General features: G+C 58.7%; 15 protein-coding genes and 4 pseudogenes. 11 read left to right on the top strand and 8 right to left on the bottom strand.

Annotated elements, in window-relative coordinates:
- Both NKI18_RS21605 and NKI18_RS21600 read left to right on the top strand, forming a co-directional pair.
- Positions 1-626, top strand: a 626-nt coding sequence (locus NKI18_RS21605) for a helix-turn-helix transcriptional regulator (RefSeq protein ID WP_353020417.1), incomplete at its 5' end; no start/stop codon positions are given.
- Between the two features lie 86 nt (positions 627-712).
- Positions 713-1,120: pseudogene (locus NKI18_RS21600) on the top strand (acyl-homoserine-lactone synthase); the annotation flags it as partial.
- Between the two features lie 94 nt (positions 1,121-1,214).
- On the opposite strand, the gene NKI18_RS21595 reads toward NKI18_RS21600, so the two are convergent.
- The gene (locus NKI18_RS21595) at positions 1,215-1,496 is read right to left on the bottom strand and encodes a hypothetical protein (protein ID WP_352823441.1); all 282 of its coding nucleotides are present in this window, start codon (positions 1,494-1,496) and stop codon (positions 1,215-1,217) included.
- A gap of 116 nt (positions 1,497-1,612) precedes the next feature.
- Between NKI18_RS21595 and NKI18_RS21590 the strand changes: the two genes are divergently transcribed.
- Both NKI18_RS21590 and NKI18_RS21585 read left to right on the top strand, forming a co-directional pair.
- Entirely contained in the window at positions 1,613-1,864 is a 252-nt protein-coding gene (locus NKI18_RS21590) for a helix-turn-helix domain-containing protein (protein ID WP_353020415.1), read from the top strand.
- Positions 1,865-2,033: 169 nt separating this feature from the next.
- A complete protein-coding gene (locus tag NKI18_RS21585) occupies positions 2,034-2,174 on the top strand; it encodes a DNA -binding domain-containing protein (protein WP_353020425.1) in 141 nt (46 codons plus the stop codon).
- Positions 2,175-2,199: 25 nt separating this feature from the next.
- Here NKI18_RS21585 and NKI18_RS21580 read toward each other — a convergent pair whose 3' ends face one another.
- Positions 2,200-2,436, bottom strand: coding sequence for a hypothetical protein (locus NKI18_RS21580; RefSeq protein WP_353020414.1), 237 nt, complete (start codon positions 2,434-2,436; stop codon positions 2,200-2,202).
- 163 nt (positions 2,437-2,599) lie between these two features.
- On the opposite strand from NKI18_RS21580, the pseudogene NKI18_RS21575 reads away from it, so the two are divergent.
- Positions 2,600-2,801: pseudogene (locus NKI18_RS21575) on the top strand (helix-turn-helix domain-containing protein); the annotation flags it as partial.
- Positions 2,802-3,382: 581 nt separating this feature from the next.
- Here the strand turns inward: NKI18_RS21575 and NKI18_RS21570 are convergent.
- The 4 genes and pseudogenes from NKI18_RS21570 to NKI18_RS21555 all read right to left on the bottom strand — a co-directional run bounded on the left by NKI18_RS21570 (position 3,383) and on the right by NKI18_RS21555 (position 6,407).
- On the bottom strand, positions 3,383-4,066 hold the full coding sequence (locus NKI18_RS21570; RefSeq protein ID WP_353020412.1) for an NADAR family anti-phage protein: 684 nt from the start codon (positions 4,064-4,066) through the stop codon (positions 3,383-3,385).
- A gap of 3 nt (positions 4,067-4,069) precedes the next feature.
- Positions 4,070-5,056 carry a phosphoribosyltransferase-like anti-phage protein gene (locus NKI18_RS21565; protein ID WP_353020411.1) on the bottom strand — a complete coding sequence of 329 codons (987 nt, stop codon included), beginning with the start codon at positions 5,054-5,056 and terminating at the stop codon, positions 4,070-4,072.
- 135 nt (positions 5,057-5,191) lie between these two features.
- A complete protein-coding gene (locus tag NKI18_RS21560) occupies positions 5,192-5,422 on the bottom strand; it encodes a hypothetical protein (protein WP_352823562.1) in 231 nt (76 codons plus the stop codon).
- A gap of 720 nt (positions 5,423-6,142) precedes the next feature.
- Positions 6,143-6,407: pseudogene (locus tag NKI18_RS21555) on the bottom strand (hypothetical protein).
- A 195-nt stretch (positions 6,408-6,602) separates the two neighbouring features.
- On the opposite strand from NKI18_RS21555, the gene NKI18_RS33420 reads away from it, so the two are divergent.
- Positions 6,603-6,677, top strand: a complete 75-nt coding sequence (locus tag NKI18_RS33420; protein ID WP_502900728.1) for a hypothetical protein — start codon at positions 6,603-6,605, stop codon at positions 6,675-6,677.
- Between the two features lie 359 nt (positions 6,678-7,036).
- Here NKI18_RS33420 and NKI18_RS21545 read toward each other — a convergent pair whose 3' ends face one another.
- Both NKI18_RS21545 and NKI18_RS21540 read right to left on the bottom strand, forming a co-directional pair.
- A complete protein-coding gene (locus NKI18_RS21545) occupies positions 7,037-7,717 on the bottom strand; it encodes an OmpW/AlkL family protein (RefSeq protein WP_353020424.1) in 681 nt (226 codons plus the stop codon).
- 149 nt (positions 7,718-7,866) lie between these two features.
- Positions 7,867-9,136 (bottom strand): annotated as a pseudogene (locus NKI18_RS21540) (prolyl oligopeptidase family serine peptidase).
- Between the two features lie 11 nt (positions 9,137-9,147).
- Between NKI18_RS21540 and NKI18_RS21535 the strand changes: the two are divergent.
- The 5 genes from NKI18_RS21535 (at position 9,148) to NKI18_RS21515 (ending at position 13,291) form a co-directional block, all read left to right on the top strand.
- Complete coding sequence (locus NKI18_RS21535; protein WP_353020409.1) at positions 9,148-9,417, top strand: hypothetical protein; 270 nt, start codon at positions 9,148-9,150, stop codon at positions 9,415-9,417.
- Between the two features lie 893 nt (positions 9,418-10,310).
- Positions 10,311-10,454 (top strand): hypothetical protein, encoded by a 144-nt coding sequence (locus NKI18_RS21530; RefSeq protein ID WP_353020407.1) that lies wholly within the window; start codon positions 10,311-10,313, stop codon positions 10,452-10,454.
- 246 nt (positions 10,455-10,700) lie between these two features.
- Positions 10,701-12,005: a lysine N(6)-hydroxylase/L-ornithine N(5)-oxygenase family protein gene (locus NKI18_RS21525; RefSeq protein WP_353020406.1), complete on the top strand. Its 1,305-nt coding sequence runs from the start codon at positions 10,701-10,703 to the stop codon at positions 12,003-12,005.
- Positions 11,912-12,466 carry an FAD-dependent oxidoreductase gene (locus NKI18_RS21520; protein WP_353020404.1) on the top strand — a complete coding sequence of 185 codons (555 nt, stop codon included), beginning with the start codon at positions 11,912-11,914 and terminating at the stop codon, positions 12,464-12,466. Before NKI18_RS21525 ends, NKI18_RS21520 begins: the two co-directional genes overlap by 94 nt.
- A gap of 45 nt (positions 12,467-12,511) precedes the next feature.
- On the top strand, positions 12,512-13,291 hold the full coding sequence (locus NKI18_RS21515) for a phytanoyl-CoA dioxygenase family protein (protein WP_353020402.1): 780 nt from the start codon (positions 12,512-12,514) through the stop codon (positions 13,289-13,291).
- The last annotated feature ends 323 nt before the right edge of the window (positions 13,292-13,614 follow it).

The raw sequence follows: 13,614 nt of genomic DNA, 5'->3' as shown, positions 1-13,614 counted from the left end.
CGATCGTGTTAACTTCCATTGTGGACGCTCCCTCTCTTACGGTGGCTGTCAAACACCACCATTCTGGCACATCGATGCCGTCGAGGGGGCGTCCACCCCATCAGTACCAGAGTGTCGATCCCGTCATAGTGCGCGCCCGCTGTGGCGGATACCCATTTCGATGGGGCTCCGCACTACTGGGGGTTGAGCCATCAGAAGCCGAGCAGAGGGTCTTTGACGAAGCGGCGCAGTTCGGCATTTGCTGTGGTTTGACGATCCCGATTATCGATCACCGCGGCAATTTTGCGGCGATGACCTTTGCCGCTGACGAGCGCGATCCTGCATTTTTCCGCGTCGCGGAACGCTATGAAGACGATCTCCCATACGTTGCGGCCTGTTTTCACATGTTCGCTCGACGAAAACTGTCTGCTGACCGGATCGTCGACGGTGTGCCTTTGACGGCGCGCGAATACGAGTGCGCGCAATGGGCAGTACGTGGCAAGACGGCCTGGGAGATGGGCTGCATCCTTGGGATCACACAGCGCACGGCCGAGTTTCATCTCGATAACGCCCGCAGGAAGCTCGGTGTAAGGACCAGAAGCCAGTTGGTTGCGCTTCTCACCATTTCGAAATCCTCGTATCTCTGATATTCTACCTGTGCAACTGCACAGGCAGCGCAAGCGCAAAGCTTCGCCTCCAATACCGGGGAATTTTCCCCGCGAGGAGGCTCTTGATGATCCATCTGATTGCACCAGACTGCTACGAGGACTTTGCCGACGACCTGCATGCAATGCATCGCCTGCGCTACCGCGTCTTCAAGGAGAGACTCGACTGGGAGGTGAGAGGAGGTGGCGGCTACGAGATCGATTCTTTTGATGCGTTGAGACCTCACTACCTGTTGCGGCGCGGTTTGGACGGTTCTGTCGATGGTTGTGTGCGCCTTCTGCCCTCCACAGGGCCGACAATGCTTCGCGACACCTTTCCCGTACTGTTGGACGGAAAGACGCGACCTGAGCTTCCGAGCATATGGGAAAGTAGCCGCTTTGCGCTCGACATTCCCTCGTCCGCACCAAAGGGAGCGGGCGGCATTGCGACCGCCACCTATGAACTTTTCGCCGGCATGATCGAGTTAGGCCTCTCGCGCATGCGGCGCGCCGTTTCTCGTGGCCGCGCACTGATGAATGGCGGGTACCTGGACTTCCTCGTCTGAAAAGGCGTGGCAATCCGCGTTTATTTCAGCCGCCGAACAGGTGCTTGCTGCCGGTCGTCACTATCCAATTCGCGCGATCTATATGGCTGCGAACAGCCTTGCGGGCGCGGACCGGTTCAAGGATCGGGTCGATGCCGAGAATGCGATCGGCCATTTCCTCTACGCTGGCATTGTAGGCGCAGGCGTCGAGGATGCGCAGGTAAACGCTGCGATGCTGCCTGTCGTAGCTCGTGATGCTGTCCGACCAGGGGACTTCGTCGCACAGAGTCGAGCATCGAGTCTTATCTGTTCCCGTTGAACCATTCATGCCTGCTGCCAACCTCGCCTGTTGAGCGCTGGATCCAACGCAGTATATCCCAAAATGGGATAATCCGAAACCGGGATTAGTCGCTGAGCCGGTCTTTACCTGACCGGTTCCCCCGCATGCCAAAATCCCTTCGATCGCCCCGCCACCGGCGGTTTCCGGCCCAGCTGGTTTCGCTGCGCAAGGCCAAAGGCCTAACCCAGGCGCAGGTGGCTGAGAAGCTTGGTCGTCCGCAATCCTTCGTGGCCAAGTACGAAGGCGGAGAGCGGCGTCTCGATGTCATCGAGTTTCTGGAGGTAACCGTGGCTCTTGACACTGAACCCTGTGAGATTCTGTCGAGCTCCGGTCCTAGCGGGCGCCCGCGCGCCTAACGGCGCTGACGGAACCGAGCCAGCTTTTCTTCGGCGGGCTCAGGCGGTTTCGGCCATTCGGCTTCGCCCCTGACGCGGGGAGGCCTTTCGGCTACTGAAAGATGCGGCGCCCGAATGACCTTGTTCTCGCGCGCTTGACGGATCGCTCGCCGGAGCCTCACATCGCGAAATCGCTGAGGCGCTGATCGGTCAACGGCGCGTCCACTCCGACTGGAACGATCCTCGCGATCACCTGCGCGATCGCATGCGGCGCGCCGTTTCTCGTGGCCGCGCACTGATGAATGGCGGGTACCTGGACTTCCTCGTCTGAAAAGGCGTGGCAATCCGCGTTTATTTCAGCCGCCGAACAGGTGCTTGCTGCCGGTCGTCACTATCCAATTCGCGCGATCTATATGGCTGCGAACAGCCTTGCGGGCGCGGACCGGTTCAAGGATCGGGTCGATGCCGAGAATGCGATCGGCCATTTCCTCTACGCTGGCATTGTAGGCGCAGGCGTCGAGGATGCGCAGGTAAACGCTGCGATGCTGCCTGTCGTAGCTCGTGATGCTGTCCGACCAGGGGACTTCGTCCATGATGTCTGGCTTCATGTGCGCGCTTTGACCGTTTGATTTCGAGCAGAGGGTGGCGGTCGGCCGGATCGGGTCCTGGCTTGAGCCACCTCACCAACGGGTCAACTATAAGGAATAGGACGATCATTCCTTGAACGATAATTCTTTTTCAGCGCCTATCTCGCCCGTGGATCTCAAAGAGGTCATGGCGATCAACATGCGTCGCTTGCGCCATGAACAGGATCTGACGCAGGAAGACTTGGCTGCACGCGCGGATCTCAGCATGCGTTGTGGGCTCGATCGAGCGTGCCCGCGTCTCCGCAAGCGTCAGCGTGCTGGGACGACTTGCGGAGGCATTCAGCGTTGACCCGTGCGAGCTAATAAAACCCGCAAGGGTTAGCATTCGCGATCGGCTTCGGCGGAAGCGGAAAATCCAGCCAGCTCTTGACGGCGCTCGCGGGCCTGACGACGCGCACCGGGTGGTCGTGAACCAAGCCGGCTTTTTTCGGCAAGCTCAGGCAGTCTCGGCCAATCGGCTTCGCCCCCTGGCGCCGGCAGCCTGTCGGCTGCTGCCGGTCGCGGGTCATCAGACCCGCGCAGTTTCCCGACGGCGCGGGGTAGGCGGAACTCCCTCTTCTCGACCCGCCGCGGCATCCCGGAAGCCTTCGCTGTCGCTTCGGGTCCTCCTCTTCGTTCCGGTCCTTCGGATGCGGTCCGCCTTCGACGGCGGGTCTTCCGGTCGCGTCTCACCAAAAGGCGCGCGATTGAAGAGCGGAGGACGAAACGATGCGTGCAAACATCATCAGCCGGCTGGACCATGACCGCCGGGGCAGCAGCTCGCGTCGAACCAGACAGCTTCCAACCCCCAGCGCTTTCACAACCAGACACAGCCGCGGTGAAAAAGACGCCGCGACGCCAGCCGTCCGCCGCTCAGCGCCAAACAAACTCAGATGCGTAATGTATAAGAGGGCTATAGTAACACCCCCTGTGTAGGCTTTTTGCTAAATTCTTCAGCTGTCGATTGAGTGATCTTGTCTATAGTAACGGCTGGATCCGCCCGACTATGCGCCTTGAGGGCCATGCGCTTTAAGGTAGGAATTTGCCGACCTAGGAGCACGAAATGCGGGATGTCGAGCGGCAGCACCTCGGTGATCCGATCCGGGTCGCTGCGCAAGACCTCGCGTAGCTCCATCAAAAGTCTGCCCAGGACATTGCGGCCCGCTAGATGATCGTCTTCTACTGCCTTTGCGCCCCAATAGTCGTCTTTGCGCGAGTCCTCAACTATTGGTCGGTCGCCCGTCGCCAGCAGAAGCGTCGAGAAGGTCTCCCAGTTCTGCGCCAGCTTCACCCGGAGACACCAGCGCATCACCTGAACCCGGATATCCTCCCAATCCGGCCGGGAATCCTTACGATATGGCTTGGATTTCATCTTGGCTGTCATCGGACTGGTTTCGTCGATGACTATCCGCTGGATGTCGGGCCTGTGAGGGAACCGACACGCTTGATAGAGGGCTTCGGATGTGCGTATCAGCTGACCCAGCATTGTGATCGGAAATCCCGGCGCCATGTTCGATAGGCCGCCGAAATCCTCAGTCGTCTTGCGGAAGCTGATGACTTGATCGCGTTGATAGCTTCGAAATTCGGCTTGGGCCATGAGCTAGTTCGTTTTCCTCGGGAACAAAGGATACCATGGATTGCCCGCCCATAACACCAAAGGGGCGTTGTTAGGGCAATTGCGATAGGTAACTATCATTGACCCGAATCCCGTCGTTCCCATCATACTGTTTCCGAGGGGGCGCATATAGACGTTTAGGTAGGGGCACGTGGCGCGCACTCCAACGCCGGACACCAGAAACTGCTGTTCAAGCAGCGCCCGGCCGTTTTCGGAGGAGAAGAATCGCAAACCTCCAACTTGACCGGGCCTTCGAAAAACCGGTTCCAGATTTAGGCCCTGCACATAGGCCGCCGTCGCGGGATCGGCAGGAGTCATTGTAGGTCGCAGCACGTCGGAATTGGTCATATAGGCCTTCCGATCCTCGATCTGGAATACGCGCCACCATGTGACGTTGATACTTTTGCCTGCCTCCTTAGCCGCCTCAGCAATGTCCTTACCTGTTCGCCACTCGCCAAGTAGATGATTTGCAATGGTCACAATAGCGAGCTTGGCTTGCTGGGGAGCGGCCTCCTTGATCCATTTGACGACATCATGCCTAATCCGCCCACCAGAGAACAAGACATCATCGATATACAAAAAGGTATCTGGCGCGTTACCGCCGCAGTCCGCAATCTTCGATCCGAAGGTATTCTGTAGCGCCTTGTCGAATATCGACAACATATCTCTTTGGCTATTTCCCGCCGTTTGAAGCTGCAATACCTTAACATTTTTCCAGAATTCTTTGGGATCGCCGCCGGTAAGTTCTTTACTGACTGCGATCTCAGAGAGGAAATCAGCGACAGTCTTGCGGGTGAAATAGGTTTTGCTAAACACATGTCCAAGCTCTGCAAGGATTGGCTCTTGGGACGCTCCGGCAAATTGACGAACCCATTTATCTACATGGGCGGTGCCCATCGATGCAATCTCGCCCTCACGATAGTCCGCAATCTGTTCGACTACTCTCTCAAGCAATTCTTTGCGCGTCGTCACCCCAACCTCCCTCGCACCGGATCAGTTTCCCCATCTGCAACTCGCAGCGAAGTTGCATAGAAAGGGCGGATCCGACCATCGGTCGCGCGGACGGCTTTGGTCAAATGTGATCTTTATATCGGCGTCATCTGGCTTTTAGATGACAGAGCGCCTTTTCGATCGGTTGGCGACGAGCACAGTTGCGCCCAGACGAGACGGCGGTTGTGTTTCCGTCTCGGCGTAGTCGCGCTCATTTTCAAACGCCGATGTTGCGTGCGATGCTGTCGGCCGCCCTGCGCTTACGCCACTCGAGAGGCCTGGAATGGTGAATGGAGTTTCCGTCGACCACGACAGGTCCTGCACCTCGAACTCATAGATCGCATCCATGCCCAGGTCTCCAAGGCAACCAGCCGCCGCCTTGATCGCCGCAACGTCAAACAGGCCGCGGGCATCGGAAGTTTCAGGAATTGTGGGCGCCTGGGGTCCGCAGGTCCAGATTTGAGCCAAGTCCAAAATTTTGATGCAACGTTCACTCCAAGGCGGATTTCCGAACAGCCATGGCTGGTGCGGCCGCAGAACTTGAGCGTCTCATCTTTGCCTATCCCCTTATCATCACCACTTTCCAGCAAACCCCGGCTGATCTCGAACTATCGATCTCGCGGGGCCACTCAGTATCTGCAAAACCGGTATTAGAGGGTCGATCCCGTGATCATGCGTCTTGCAGTTGTTACAGCACCGGTGTCTTCATCATCAGGATCGCCATTCGACTTGGCGGCGCTGCCCTGCCGTGCAGCGGTCCTGCTGGCGGGCGACGACCGCTACATCTCGTGTTGCCGCGTGCCGACTAGCACGTCTCTTAGGCGACCCGTCCGACTCCAAATCGACCCAATCTGGCCCAGTGGGACAGTCTCAATGCACACGGACGCCCGCCAAATCCCTGTTAGCTGGTAGCCGTGGTCGCCGTCACCGCTTAGTCCCTAGGCTCTCGACGGTTCGCTTGCGGGGCTTCGCACGGGGACCGGCCAACTGGAATGCCCTCGCGACCATCTGTCGGCCGCATCCGCCGCGCCATTCACCGCCGCCATGCGGATTGTTCCGCGCAATTCGTCAGCTGCCGAACAATTCCTTGTAGCCGGTTGTCAACATCCAGTTCGCACGGTCGAGGTGACTGCGAAGAGCCTTGCGTGCGCGCTCCCGTTCGCGTGCCGGATCGATGCCGAGGATCTGATGCGCCATTTCCTCTTCGCTGGCGTCGTCACCGGATGCATCCAGGAGCCTCGTATAGGTCGTGAAATGCTCCTTGTCATAGGTCGAGGCCATCCGACCAAGGGACTTCGTCGGCAATCGGCATGTTTAATTTAGGCTGTAACATCGCTGGATTCTACCTCCGGAAAATTGCCTCCGAAGCCCTCCTCCGCCAGCGGATTCGGTAGATTACAAATTGTAGTTGATAAACTCAAGCTGCCCAATCCGATGGCTTGTCGTGCATGGAGATACGCAAGTTGGTCGGAAGGAACGTACAGAGAATCAGCAAAGGAAGCGTGAGACGTAGGAGCAGCTTGCCGAGATTTCTGGGTTCATCCAGCAGTACATCAGCGGCTTGGAGAAAGGCCGAAGAAATCCGACGTATCACGATCTATGAACTGGCATCGGCTCTCGGCGTCAGCCACACGGATCTGGTTCGGCCCAACAAACAGGCCTGGCACCCGACGCCAACTGGTTCAGGGTGGGCGATCTCGGTCATTCGGCTTTGCGCCCCTCCGAGGGGGCGCTCAATCACCACCACCTGCACGACGGCTCACCTACCTTCCGAGATTCGTGTCCGTCAGCGCGACCGCGCCGCGGCATCGGCGGTGTAGCGAATGACCGTTTCCCGGCCCAGCAAGGCCGCTCCTCGAATGATCCGGGTCGATTCCCTTCTGTAGGGCCGACCGTAAAAAGGGCGCACCAGGCGCCCTTCATTTCCGATCGGCTATCAGCAGCCGCCTTCACCTTTCGTTGTTAGAAGCGGTAGGTGACACCTGCGCCTATCAACCAGGGATCGAGCTCCGCCTTTCCCGTCAGCTTCGCGCCGTCGACGGTGACGTCGAAGTCTGGTTTGAGGAAAAGCTTCTTCACGTCGAAGTTGACGCCCCAGTGCTGATCCACCATGTAGTCGAACCCGATCTGCAGCGCGGTGCCGAACGTGTTCTTAACCTTGAGAGCGTCGGCGCTGCCGACATCCTGGTTATAGAATATCGTGTAGTTCACGCCGGCGCCGACATAGGGCTTGAAAGCGCCGAAGTTGGTAAAATGATACTGCAATGTGAGCGTAGGCGGCAGCAGCCAAACCTTGCCGATCTTGCCCAGTGCGCCGATCGTTCCTTGGCCGTCGATGTTGGCGTAGGTGGTGCCGAGTATGAGCTCCGTGGCGATGTTGTCCGTGAAGAAATAGGAGATATCGAGTTCCGGCGTGACCGTGTTTGAATAAGAAAGATCGGAGCCGGGCACTGCATTGACGTAGCCCGACTCCTCAGTGACGACCCCCAACGCACGCAGGCGGATCTGCCAAGGGCTTGGCGCTTCCGTGACCGAGGCTCCTGCCTGCGGGACGCTCGCCGCTTGCGCAAGGTCCGCCGCGACGGCCTGCTGTCCCATCACCATGAGGACAACAGCCGCTGTTACTACCCGCGCGGCGCGCATTTGGTTTCTCGCCATGATATTCTCTCCTTGCTCTTCAGAAATGATGGATTGCACTATGAAAAACCTGTTGGAATTGCTTGAGATTGGCGGAGCGCTCATGATTCATTTTGCGTGAGACTGTGCTCACATTATTTGCGCCGTGCTCGCAATCATCGACCTGTGCTCACTTTATTGAAACTTTGCTCTTGCGGGATCCCGGCCGCCTGTCGAACGCTATCGGCTTGCCAGCCGATCGCGCTGCGAAGGAAATTGGTGCCCAAGGCAATGAATGCGGCCCGCTCCCGATTGTTCTTGCCGTAGCCGTGCCCGCCCGCGCCGGGTTCGTAGAAGTAGCGGGATAGCCAAGGGCCTGCAGCTTTGCGGCCATCTTACGCGCGTGGCCCGGGTGGACGCGGTCGTCCCGCTCGTGATGGCAAGCAGGATCGGCGGATAGGGCTGTCCCGGCGTCGCGGCGTGATAAGCGGAGATTTCCTTTAGGAAAATCCATTCCTCCGGCTTGTCGGGATCGCCATATTCGTCCATCCAGCTCGCGCCCGTCATTCCTCCCACTGTCCATGGCTTGCGCGGCTTTACCGCCAACCAGTCGCCGAAGCTGCTCCACCCAGCGTCCCGAGGAAGGTCGATCCGCATCTTCGGCCCGCTCCTGTCGCCGATTCGGCCGATCGTCTCAAAGAAGGTCGACCGCTCGATGAACCAGAGGCGCTCGCTCTCAGCGGTGCGGTCCAAATGGCCGGACACGGCCATGGAGTCGGAACCGGTTTCGAATATTGCCGGCGCGGTGAGCGGATCCGCGCCACGCTTCCACAGCCGCACGGTGCGCGCGTAGCCGGAGCGGGTGGCCATGCCATCACCAAGCGCACTAGAAAGCAGAAGCGTGTCAGGGTCGAGCCAATTAACCTCGCCCTTGGCCTCCGCGAGGTTGAAACCATCGGCGACAAAGCTAAAAGATCCCACATCGAATTCGCGATGCACGACCGCGTCGCTGCCGCCGCGCGACAGGCGCAGAACGGCTCTTTCCCGTCTCTCCGGCTCAAGGGACGCGCCGCGCCAGATCCAGTCCTCTCCGTCGCTAGCGGCGAGGGCGTCCAGATCGAGCAGTAGCTCCCACTGGGGATCAACTTTCATGTAGGCGGCAAGGGTGGTCCGGCGCCACAGTCCGCGCGGATTTCGGGCATCTTGCCAGAAATTGTAGAGGTACTGGCCGCGGCGCCTGCTCAAGGGGATCCGGTCAGGGCGATCGAAAATCGCTGTCAGGGCGTCATGGTCCCGCTCGAACTGCGTTCCACCGAAGTGCTCCAGGGTCCTGGCAGACTGGCTGGCGGCCCAGTCAAGTGCCCGTTCGCCTTCTACATCTTCGAGCCAAAGATAGGGATCATCGTCGGGAGCATTCAGCGTTGGGCGGAAATCGAATGCGGTCATCTCAGGATAACGTGAAGAATGATGTCGACTGGAAAACAATTTCAAGGTTCTCCTTAGGCTCGGGAGAGCTTTGTTTTCGCGGCGGCGACCGCATGTTCGGCGCGCATGATCATGGGATGATTTCTCCTCTGTCCGTGCCGCAGCGCGTTTTGCGGACTGCGTTGCAGGTGTCGTGCCAAATGAGAAAATCATTTCATAACAATGCGATCACCCTGATGGCGCTGTGTGTCATGTCCGACTTTGTCGGAGACCGGACAACGAGTGCAGCCGTGACCGCCTGATAGAACCTCCTGTGCCAGCTCGGTGGGCACTGCGGAATAAGCAGTGAAGCTCACCGCGAAACTGGCCGAGCTTCGGACCGACATCGGCGACGGGGCGATCGATGACCACTACGTCGCCGGTGTCGGGCGCGGCACAGCCTGAGGACTCCGCGGCGGCGATCATCGAATAACTGCCTTTACGATGGCTCCATCCTGGCCCACCGGTGGGCGCGCAAAAACTGCTTTGCGGCCTCATCCCTCCGCCTGGATTGAGTCGCAGGGACCGAATGGCACACGTGCTTTTGGAACCGGCAGAGTGGTCATAACGCAATTGTCTTCCGGCTATCTTTCCAGAGATTCGACAATCCAGTTAGTGAAGGTCCCATATCGCGCAAATCATCGATGCGCTCAGGTCTGGGCATGCGCCCATCCGCAACCATCTCATCAAGAGCATGGATCCGACACCAACATAGAGAATTGCTTCCCGATGAGAGAGGCCTCGCGGCGGACATGAGATTGCGTCACCCTTCATGATCGCGGTCTCCGAGGATGTCGGGATCGAGCCAGTGCAACGGCACGATAGGGCGAAGGATCTGGCAGCTCTTGCAACTGCCAACCTCGATGGGAGAAGGCATATCGCAATCTGCCGGCAGAGACACCAGGTTCTGCACTGTCGGTTCATGAAGACTTCGTGCTGGTCTCCATAAGAGAAGTATTCTGGTGCAGAAGGTGCCCGATTAGCTATTCGGAAAATGGCGACATCGACGTGCAAATCGGGCGCCGCCGTGAGGCGTCCCCTCAATGTCGGATTTCCGACAGGATCGCAAATCCGACAACCCATTGTTTAATAAGATTTTCCTTCTCTGGCACGGCCCATGCATGGGACCCTGCGAACGCATCAGCGAGACGTCTCCATGATCATGCGCACCGAAAATGCCGTCGCCGCAGTGAAAACCGCGCTCTCGCCTGCCATCAAGCCGCCGAAAGGCCGGCGCGTCCTGGTTGAGGCGGACGATTGCGCCGGCTTCAAACACCTCGATGGGCTGCGTCTCGCGTGACGGCGACGCGGGCATCCAGACGGGCGGATAGCACATACGTCGTTGCCCCACGTCGCCGGACTGACCCTCGATTGTCACCGCGCTGGAATGCTCGGGTCTACATTCGACGACGCGAACGCGCTGGAGAAATTCTCGCAAACCCGGTCGGGACCGGGCTCCGAAAACGTCCGCGAGGGGCCCAATGGTTATGGCCGATATTCGCCGCGAACAAGCGCCTAGTGGGAAGACTCTATAGGAGGAAAGCAAGTGGAGTTATCTTGCGTTGGGGTCGGTGCTGGGCCGTCTAATTTGAGCCTTGCGTGTCAGATACACGAGCAAGTTGGGCAAGGGGCACTGTTCCTGGATCGGCAGGTCGACTTCCGCTGGCATCCAGGCATCGCTTTCGATTCCTCAGAGCTCCAGGTGAGCCACTTCAAGGATCTGGTCACGCTGGTGAATCCGCGATCAGCCTACACTTTCGTAAACTACCTGTACGAGAACGGGCGTCTGTACCACTTCCTGAACGCACAGTTCGAAGCCGTGCTCAGAGTTGAGTTCGAGCAATACCTGAACTGGGCCTTCCACAGGAACCCACTTGTCCGTGGCGGCGAGACCGTGCACGAAATCCGCTTTGACGGCGAGTTTCGGGTGCGGACGGATAAGGCGGTTCTGGGCGCCAGAAACGTCGTGGTCGGCATTGGCAAGCAGGCGCAAATTCCGCCTCAGTTTCAGGGCTGGATTGGACGCAACCTGTTCCACTCATCTGTTTTACTGCACATCCACCCTGAGGTGCGGAGAAAGCATGTCTGCGTGGTCGGCGGAGGCCAGTCGGGAGCCGAGGTGATGTTGCATCTTGTCGGCCTGCCGAAAGAACGGCGGCCTGCCTCGATCACTTGGGTCTCGCAGCGCGAAAACTATCTGCCTCTGGACAACAGCCCGTTCACAAACGAGTTATTCATGCCCTGCTTTTCGGATCGTTTCGCGGCGATGGGCGAGTCGCAGCGTAAGCTGCTCCTGCGGCGTTTCGTGCTTGCCTCGGACGGCGTTTCGGAAAGCACGTTGCGCGCGATCTATCAGGCGCTGTACCGCCACGCATTTTTCGAGCCAAACCGATCCGACATCACACTGCGGCCGGGCTGCACCGTCTCGCACTGCATCAACGCCGGCGCGGGTCACAGGCTGACCCTGCAGCACGGCATGGTCGAGGTCGAAGAAGTCACGGCTGACATCGTCATCCTGGCCACCGGTTACGAGAACGCGGTGCCAGACTTCTTGGAACCCATCGCGCACCGGCTGGAGCAGATCGACAATGAATTAGCTATTCGCGAGGATTTTTCGGTGAGCTGGGAGGGACCGCGTGACAGACGCATCTTCGTACAAAACGCGAGCCTCGGGCAGCGCGGCCTGGCCGATCCGAACCTAAGCCTGCTGGCCTGGCGCGCGCGCCGCATCCTCAATAGCCTTCTTGGGCGCGCGCCATGCGCGAACCCCGAGCATCCTGGCTTCATCAGCCATACCTCGATCGAGAGCTGGCCCGACCCCGCAGCCGAAGAAATGGGCAGCGGGATATGACTCGTAGACTTTTGATCATCGGCGGTGGCATCCTAGGAATGATGTCCGCCTCCGCTGCGGCGAAGGCCGGAGGCTTCTCCGAAATCATCGTGACCGAACAAGCCCTTGGACCAAGCGGCGCATCGCATTATTCTGGGGGCGTGCATTTCCCCTACGGTCGTCAAGACCGTACTAGGTCGCTCACTCGGAAGAGAGCCGTGGCCTTGGCGGCCATGGCTGGGTCGGCGGTCAGCGAATGGTGCCGGCCTTTAGCGATGCGTGTCGTGGCTGGACCGGGTGAAGCGACTGATCCGGCTCAGTTTACGGAACCCCTGGACCCGGCTGAGCCTGACATAGGCAGTCTCGCGCCGAGCTTCTGCGGACAATATCCGCCGGAGCGGAACGCACTTAGCATCGCCGTCCCACATGACGTGAGTCCGTCTCCATGGACCCGCAACTTGACCAGCGCCCGACTGCCCTAATTGGGATGTCCGACCAACCAGTCTTTCCAACAGGAGGCTTTTCGCATGTTGACTGATGCACAAAGAGAAAAGTGGCAGAAAGACGGATACGTCAGGCTCGAAAGGTTCTTCGCTCCAGCGGCTCAGGAAGATATCTCTATTTTTGTCGAAGATATGTCACGCTGGGATGTCAGCGATGATAAATGGCTCATGTGGTTCGAGAAGACGACGGACAATCGAATGATCATCTCCAAGATCGAGAATTTTCTCCACTTCCATGATCCATTGCGTCGTTTGCTCTTAGAAGATCAGCGCATAAAGTCAGCGGTCGATGATTTGCTTGGCGAAGATTCGCGCAGGCTCAAGGAGTTGCTGATTTTCCACTACCCCGACAGCGGCGGCTATCTCCCGCATCAGGACATTTATCACATTCCACACAAACTCCCCGACCGGATGGTCCATGCGGTGGTTGCCATAGGCATCGACGACTCGGACCCGGAAAACGGCGGGCTTTTCTTCAGCCCCGGCAACCACAAGAAGGGGGTGTTTCCCATGGATGCCCGTGGGGTGATCGATCCTCAAGTCGCCGAAATGTTCTCCTGGGAACCCGTAGTATGGAAGGCTGGCGACATCTTCATATTCGACGATTACGCACCGCACTACTCACGACCGAACAAAAGCAATCGTTCGCGGCGGACACTCTACTTGGTGTTCCAGCGTGCTTCAACCGGTGGACCGACCCGCGCTGAATATAACGTGCTTAAGCGCGCCCTTAACCCGCCCGAGGGCAAAGTGGCCGATCTCGACAAACTCAAGCCCCCAAACGGCATCTTCTATCGCGATTGAGCTCACGCAGCCAGGCGGAGGCATGCACACGAAACTGATCGACCGCTCAAAATGCGGGAGAGAATGGCGTTCTGATTTACGGCTCGCGGAGCATCGACCTCAGCCTGTTAAGACGCTTCGGCACGTGGATTGTGGAGGTTGCCGCAAGGCGATCTTCTGTGGCGCCTACAGCCCGACTAGTGCCCCCCTGGTCGCCCGCTTGGCGGCCAGAGCTGCACTATCCTGGCCGGGGCCGCCAACGGGTCTGGCTACCGTTTCTCTCCACGAGTTCACGGGAGGCTGTTGGTTGGCAGCCGAACGTCCCACTGCTTCAACAGCTTAGG

Source organism: Mesorhizobium sp. M0800, from assembly GCF_040320095.1.
Taxonomy (GTDB): Bacteria; Pseudomonadota; Alphaproteobacteria; order Rhizobiales; family Rhizobiaceae; genus Mesorhizobium.
Note: the sequence above shows the minus strand (reverse complement) of the source record. Positions and strands in the feature narration are given on the sequence as shown.

Coding starts and splice junctions, on each gene's coding strand:
- NKI18_RS21590 (WP_353020415.1), top strand. CDS start 1,613: ATGCCAAAATCCCTTCGATCGCCCCGCCACCGGCGGTTTCCGGCCCAG.
- NKI18_RS21595 (WP_352823441.1), bottom strand. CDS start 1,496: ATGAATGGTTCAACGGGAACAGATAAGACTCGATGCTCGACTCTGTGC.
- NKI18_RS21580 (WP_353020414.1), bottom strand. CDS start 2,436: ATGGACGAAGTCCCCTGGTCGGACAGCATCACGAGCTACGACAGGCAG.
- NKI18_RS21545 (WP_353020424.1), bottom strand. CDS start 7,717: ATGCGCGCCGCGCGGGTAGTAACAGCGGCTGTTGTCCTCATGGTGATG.
- NKI18_RS21530 (WP_353020407.1), top strand. CDS start 10,311: ATGATCATGCGCACCGAAAATGCCGTCGCCGCAGTGAAAACCGCGCTC.
- NKI18_RS21560 (WP_352823562.1), bottom strand. CDS start 5,422: ATGGATGCGATCTATGAGTTCGAGGTGCAGGACCTGTCGTGGTCGACG.
- NKI18_RS21520 (WP_353020404.1), top strand. CDS start 11,912: ATGCGCGAACCCCGAGCATCCTGGCTTCATCAGCCATACCTCGATCGA.
- NKI18_RS21515 (WP_353020402.1), top strand. CDS start 12,512: ATGTTGACTGATGCACAAAGAGAAAAGTGGCAGAAAGACGGATACGTC.
- NKI18_RS21570 (WP_353020412.1), bottom strand. CDS start 4,066: ATGGCCCAAGCCGAATTTCGAAGCTATCAACGCGATCAAGTCATCAGC.